Below are 6,673 nucleotides of genomic sequence, written 5' to 3'. Positions count from 1 at the left end.
TGTCCCGAACTGGCTGGCCAGCGCTGGCGTAGCGTTCAGCCCCACGCCGGACTGGACCTACAGTGCCTGGGGTAACGGTCAGGGTGACTACTACGTGGAGCGCACCAATACGTTGGGCCGCTTTGGCGGCTACGCGGTGCTCAACCTGAGCGCCACATACAGGCTGAATTTGCGCAACCAGCTTTCGCTGCAGCTGAAGAATGCCACCGATCGGGCCTATCTGTACGCCTGGTATGACAGCGGCTCCTCGGGCTATTCGCCCGGCGACGGCCGTGCGCTCTATCTGACCTGGACGCGGGAGCTCTGAGATGAACGCCACCGCCTCCCCTGCCGCCGCGGACCGCCTGCGCTTCTACCGTGCGGTGTGGCGGTGGCATTTCTATGCCGGACTGTTTGTCCTGCCCTTCATCGCCTGGCTGGCATTGACCGGCGCCGTCTACCTCTACCAGAAACCCATTGATCGTTTGGTCCACGCGGAACTGAAGGTGGTCGAGCCGGTTACTGCGCAAAAGGCAGCGCCCAGTGCTGATATCGCCGCCGTGCAGGCTGTGACCGAGGGCAGTGTCTTCCGCTACACCACGCCGGAGCGTGCCGATGGCAGTGTGGAGATTGGCGTTGCCGAGAAGAATGGACGCCGCCAGGTCTACTACGTGGACCCCGGCACATCGCACGTGCTGGGTCATCTGCCGGAGAAGGGCACGTTCTCGGGGGTGGTCCGGCGCCTGCACAGCCTGGATCTGCTGGGAAGCTATGCCAGCGCACTGATCGAGATCGCTGCGGGCTGGGCCATCCTGCTGGTCGCCACAGGTGTCTATCTATGGTGGCCGCGTGGACAGCGCGGTGGCGTGACCACCGTACGCGGGCAGCCGGGCCAACGGCTGTTCTGGCGGGACCTGCATGCGGTGACAGGCGTGTGGGTGGGTCTGGTACTACTGTTTCTGGCGGTAACCGGCATGCCGTGGTCGGTGGTGTGGGGCAAGCAGGTCAACGCCTGGGCCAATGGACACAACTACGGCTACCCGGCCGGCGTGCGTGTGGACGTGCCCATGTCGCGCCAGCGCCTGGCCGACACCACGACACCCACCTGGTCGATGCAGCAGGCCCACTTGCCGGTCTCCGATGTGTCGCATGCCGACCACGCGCCGAAGCCTGGCAATGACGGCCATGAGGGACATGCGGGGCACGATGGGAGCGCTTCTGGCGAACTGTCACCGCAACCGGGCGCCATCGGCATCGATGCCGCCATCCACGCATTCGAACGCTTGGGATTGGCACCCGGCTACAGCGTCAGCCTCCCGCGCGGGCCGATGGGGGTGTACACCGCCTCGGTGTATCCGGAGGCGCTGGGCCAGCAACGGGTCGTCCATCTGGACCAGTACAGCGGAAACGTGCTGCTGGACATGACCTACGCCGACTACGGCCTGCTCGGGCGCGGCCTGGAATGGGGCATCAATGTGCATCTGGGCCAGGAATACGGCACGGCCAACCGCTTGTTTCTGCTGATCGCCTGCCTGGCCATCGTGCTGCTGTGCGCCAGCGGCGCGGTGATGTGGTGGAAGCGCCGCCCGCTCGGCGGCCTCGGCGTTCCTCCGCTTCCGCGGCAGGGCCGCAGCGTTGCCGGCGTCTTTGCGCTGTTGTGCATCGGCGGCCTGATCTTCCCGCTGGTGGGCGCATCGCTGCTGCTGGTCGGGCTGCTTGATTTCCTGGCCACCCGCGGCTGGCGCGCGCAGCCGGCCTCCTGATTCGTTGTTCAACGCCCAGCCGGGCATCGTTTGCTGCCCTCAACGGAGACATGACCGCATGAACCTTCACTCGCTGAAATATCTGCTTGCCACCGCGCTGCTTGCGCTCTCCGGCATCGCTTCTGCAGCCGATGCTGCAAAGACGCCGTTTGCGCTGCCGGTCCTGCCCTACGCCACCAACGCACTGGAGCCGGCTATCGATGCGCAGACGATGGAGATCCACCACGGCCGGCATCACAAGGCCTACGTGGATAACCTCAATGCCAAGGTCAAGGACTTCCCGGCACTGGCGAGCACATCGCTGGAGGGTATCCAGCGCAGCATTTCGCGCTACGACACCGCCGTCCGAAACAATGCCGGCGGCCACTACAACCACAGCCTCTTCTGGACACTGATGGCACCTGTCGGCCAGAGCGGCATGCCGTCGCCGGCACTGCGCAGCAGACTGGTTGAGACCTTCGGGTCCGAAGAAGCGTTCCGCACGAAGTTCTCGGAAGCGGCTACGAAAATCTTCGGCTCGGGTTGGGCATGGTTGATCGTCAAGGACGATGGCTCGCTGGCCATCACCACCACCGCCAACCAGGACAACCCGCTGATGGATGTGGTGGCCGAACGTGGGACCCCCATTCTGGCGCTGGACGTCTGGGAGCACGCCTATTACCTGCATTACCAGAACAAGCGGGCCGATTACATCAAAGCCTGGTGGCCGCTGGTCAACTGGCAACAGGTCAATGCCCGCTATGACGCAGCCGCCATCAAGCGCTGAGCTGCTCCTTCTGCGCGACTACTGGAACTGAAAATCCACCATGAACCACAAAACCCTGATCAGCACCGCCATCGTCCTGGCACTGGCCTGCGCGGCGCCGTCGGCCTTCGCCGAAGAAGATGCAGCGCCGCCCGCGTCGCGTGCCTCCAACGAAGCGCCCAGCTGGACGCTGAAGCCCGTGGAGGTAACCGCCACGCGCGGCACCTACACCGCCTCGGCCACGTCCGCCGCCACCCGCACCGATACGCCCATCACCGAAGTTCCCCAGTCGGTGCAGGTCATCACCAGCACCCTGCTGCGCGAACAAGACCGGCGCACGCTGGGTGATGCACTGGTCAACGTTTCCGGCGTCACGCCCACGCGCTCGGACGAAAACCTGTTCATTCCGCCCATCGTGCGTGGATTCCCCGCCGAGGTCTACCTGGACGGCTTGCCGCTGTTTGCAGGCAACCAGCAAGCCTACGATCCCAGCGGCATGGTGGGCATTTCCAGCATCAGCGTCCTCAAGGGACCCAGTGCGACGCTCTATGGCGGTGGTCTCGGCACGCCGCTCGGCGGCGTCATCAACATTGAAAGCGAACGCCCGGACCCCACCGCGTCCAGTGGTTACGTTTCCCTGCGCGGGGGCAGCTTCTCCACCTGGAACCCCTACGCGGATATCAACGTTCCGCTGTCTTCTACTGTCGCAGCGCGGATCAGTGCGGAGTACCAGAGAAACGATAGCTGGATCGATGAGGTTCATGGCGAGCGCCGGTCGTTGCAACCCAGCCTGCTGATGCAGCTGGGCGACGCCACCGAACTGCTGCTGCAAGGCCAGTTCAACCGCCGCCGCGCTCTGGAGTATTCCGGACTGCCTGCTGATGCGGCCCTGGCCGGGGTGCTGGACCGGGACGCCTTCCCCGGCTCGCCGCAGGGCCAGCCGCTGACCAGCAATGACAGCAGGATGGGTACCGCCACCCTGCGTCACGCCTTCTCTGACCGGGTAGATCTGACCGTGACCGCGCGCTACTTCCGCGGCAAGGTCGACGAGAGTGGCAGCTTCGTCTTCCCCGGCCTGGCTCCCACGGAAACGGTTGCACCCGAGTACGACGTCTTCCCGATCACGATGGTGAACCGCACCAAGGAAGCCACGCTGGATGCGAACCTCTCGATCAAGACTGACATGCTGGGCGGGGAACACACGCTGCTGGCCGGCATCAACTATGACTGGACAAGCTTCTACAGCGGCATGGGCCTGTTCATCAGTGACAGTCCTTCCGGCGTGATCAACCTCGCAGATCCTCGTTACATGCTTCGCTATACGGCGCAGTTGCCGGTCAACTCCTACACCGATGATCGCTTCACGACCCTTGCTGGCTATATCCAGGACCAGGCCACCTACGGCCGCCTGCATCTGACCGGCGCCCTGCGTTGGACGTCGCTGAAGTTCGTCGAGAACAGCAATATCGGCGTGGCCAACGACAAGACCTTCAGCCATGTGTCGCCGCACTTTGGGGCAACGTATGACCTGGCGCCGGGGATCGCCCTGTTTGCAGGCTACGCGACCGCGTTCCGTGCACCGTTCGGCTTCATCGGTCTTGCCACGCCGGAGCCTGAAACGTCCATCAACGTAGAGGGCGGTCTGAAGCTGTCTTTGCCCGGGCGCGGGCTTTCCGGCACTGTCGCCGCATTCCGGCAGAAGCGTGAGGACGTGGCGGTGTCCGACCCGAACAACGTGGGCTACTACATACAGAGCGGGCGCCAGCGGGCACGCGGGGTGGAAATGGACATGGTATGGGAGCCTACGCCGGCCTTCTCCCTGCTGGCCAACTACGCACACACCAGCACGCGGGATGAAGGTGCAGCCCCCGGGGATCGCGTGGCCCGCGTGCCGGACAACAGCGGGCGCCTCGCCGCACGCTATCGACTGCTGGAAGGGCCGGCGAAGGGACTGGCCTTCGGCGCGGGGGTCACCGCCGTCAGCGCCAGAGAGCTGACGCTTCCCAACACCCTTGCGGTTCCCGGCTACGCCGTGTTCGACGCCCAGGCGTCCTACAACTTCGGACGGTTCACGCTTGGTCTCTCGCTGGTCAATCTCACCGGCCGTAAGGCGTGGGATCCATACTCGTACATGGGCTACGCCGTCGTAGCACCCAACCAGCCCCGCTCGGCATTCGTCACGCTCAGGATGGACCTCTGATGGACAGCCCCATTAAGCGGTGGCCCGCTGTCGCCACCTTGCTGTCGGCCGTTGTCTGTGCTTCTTCTGCTATCGCATCACCAGCAGCGTCAACTGGTGGCGTGTTCATTTCGCTGTATCCGGCTGGCGCGACGCAGCCGCTGGGTGTGCAGGAGCTGCACGACACGTTGGATACCGGCGAGACACTGATCTACGACGTGAGTGAGCCAACCCTGGAGATGTACCGGCCCGCGCCCGGCAAGCAGAATGGAACAGCGGTCATCGTTGTTCCCGGGGGAGGCTTTGTTGCCCTTGGCTATGTTCGCGGCGGCACGGACGTGGCCCGCGCTCTGGCCGAGCGTGGCATCACTGCCTTTGTGCTGAAACACCGCACAGTGCGCAGCGGCGATGGACCGATGCGCATTCCCGCGGTGCACATGGAAGAGATGGAGCAGGTGATGTCACGCGCCCGGACGGGCTCGCCCGTTGAGATGCCGCCGTTTGCCGGAGAGCCAAAAGCCGTCGAGGACGGCGCGCGCGCCATGACCATCGTGCGGCAGCGTGCTGGTGAGTGGGGCGTCATTCCAGACCGGGTGGGCATGATCGGTTTCTCGAGCGGCGCTTACCTGGCTGCAGATCTTGCCATCGGCCCCAAGGCGACACGTCCGGACTTCGTAGGGCTCATCTACGGCGGTCCGCGCACACCCGTGCCTGCAGATGCGTCGCCGGCATTCATTGCCGGCGCTGCTGACGACGACTATCAGCCCAACGATCCCATTCTGCTCTACAGCGCATGGCGGGGTTCTGGCGTACCAGCGGAGCTGCATATGTACGAACGTGGAGGGCACGGCTTTGACCTTCACCCGAAGGGCGTGACCAGCGATCTCTGGTTCGGTCAGTTCATTGCGTGGATGCAGGTGCGGGAGCTGATGCCAACGTGGGGGAGGTGAAGGCTCTGCAACGCATCCTGGCAAAGAAGCCATGGAAGTCCGTCACTGGGTAGTGATCGGGTGCGTAATGCTGCACGCATCTGGCGCACTTCGGCTCCGAAACTGCCATCCCCCCAATCCCGAGAGATCCTCCTGGTCGCTGCGGTAGCGATGTCCGCTTTTTGATCCCGGCCAGCTTGAGCTGATGCCGCAAGGAGAAGGCACGCTGGATGCTCCATCACTGGAGCATCCCATGTCATCTCATTTCACGCCGTGGAACAAAGGAAAGTTAGTCGGTCAGAAGACAGCGCTCAGGCTTAGCGAAATTTGGTCGATCAGAGTGCGCCTACAGGTTGCAGGCCGCACTCGTGATCTGGCGCTTTTCAACTTGGGGATCGACTCGAAGCTAAGAGGCTGCGATCTGGTCAGCCTACGGCTTCGAGACGTATCGCATGGTTCCGCAATCGCCAAGAGGGCGATCGTTTTGCAGCGCAAGACGGGGAGACCCGTTCAGTTTGAGCTGACGGAGTTAACGAGAACCGCGCTCGCCGAATGGGTCGGACGAGCTCGGCTAGGTTCGGCATCCTATTTGTTCCCAGGAATGAGGGATGGTCACCTTTCCACCCGACAGTACGCACGCATTGTGGGCTCATGGGTTACGGCTATTGGACTCGACCGTAACAGCTACGGTACCCACAGCATGCGACGGACCAAGGCATCATTGATATACCGGCGTACCAAGAACCTGCGCGCTGTTCAAATCCTCCTGGGCCACACCAAACTTGAGAGCACAGTGAGGTACTTGGGAATTGAGGTTGAAGACGCGTTGGAGCTGGCGGAGCAGACTGAGGCCTGAGGCGGAAGGTATCTAAACGAACCGCGGCCTCCTTAGGGTAATTTGGAGGCCGCTTTCGGCCAGAACTGGACATTTCGCATAACCACGGCGCTACCTCTCCATCTAAGCGCACCTGCATCCAGGCGTCGTTTCTGAGCCGGCCATACCACTAATACATGAGGATTAGGTCCATGCTGTGCGGCGACCCCGATGCTTGCACTCATTCCATACGTGCCCATTAGT

General features: G+C 63.2%; 5 protein-coding genes and 1 pseudogene. All 6 read left to right on the top strand.

Features of this window, described 5'->3' with window-relative positions:
• A pseudogene (locus tag AC13FW_RS13760) lies at window positions 1-307 on the top strand (TonB-dependent receptor); the annotation flags it as partial.
• A gap of 1 nt (window position 308) precedes the next feature.
• Window positions 309-1,742 (top strand): PepSY-associated TM helix domain-containing protein, encoded by a 1,434-nt coding sequence (locus AC13FW_RS13755; protein ID WP_224328706.1) that lies wholly within the window; start codon window positions 309-311, stop codon window positions 1,740-1,742.
• A gap of 58 nt (window positions 1,743-1,800) precedes the next feature.
• The gene (locus tag AC13FW_RS13750) at window positions 1,801-2,508 is read left to right on the top strand and encodes a superoxide dismutase (protein ID WP_224329422.1); all 708 of its coding nucleotides are present in this window, start codon (window positions 1,801-1,803) and stop codon (window positions 2,506-2,508) included.
• 40 nt (window positions 2,509-2,548) lie between these two features.
• Window positions 2,549-4,687 (top strand): TonB-dependent siderophore receptor, encoded by a 2,139-nt coding sequence (locus AC13FW_RS13745; protein WP_224328707.1) that lies wholly within the window; start codon window positions 2,549-2,551, stop codon window positions 4,685-4,687.
• Entirely contained in the window at window positions 4,687-5,616 is a 930-nt protein-coding gene (locus AC13FW_RS13740; RefSeq protein WP_224328708.1) for an alpha/beta hydrolase, read from the top strand. The genes AC13FW_RS13745 and AC13FW_RS13740 overlap by 1 nt, the downstream gene beginning before the upstream one ends.
• Before the next feature lie 184 nt (window positions 5,617-5,800).
• Window positions 5,801-6,451 carry a tyrosine-type recombinase/integrase gene (locus AC13FW_RS13735; RefSeq protein ID WP_462442566.1) on the top strand — a complete coding sequence of 217 codons (651 nt, stop codon included), beginning with the start codon at window positions 5,801-5,803 and terminating at the stop codon, window positions 6,449-6,451.
• The last annotated feature ends 222 nt before the right edge of the window (window positions 6,452-6,673 follow it).

Source organism: Stenotrophomonas sp. 21LCFQ19, from assembly GCF_056861425.1.
The sequence above is the reverse complement of the archived record's forward strand: the minus strand, read 5'-3'. Positions and strand labels throughout refer to the sequence as shown.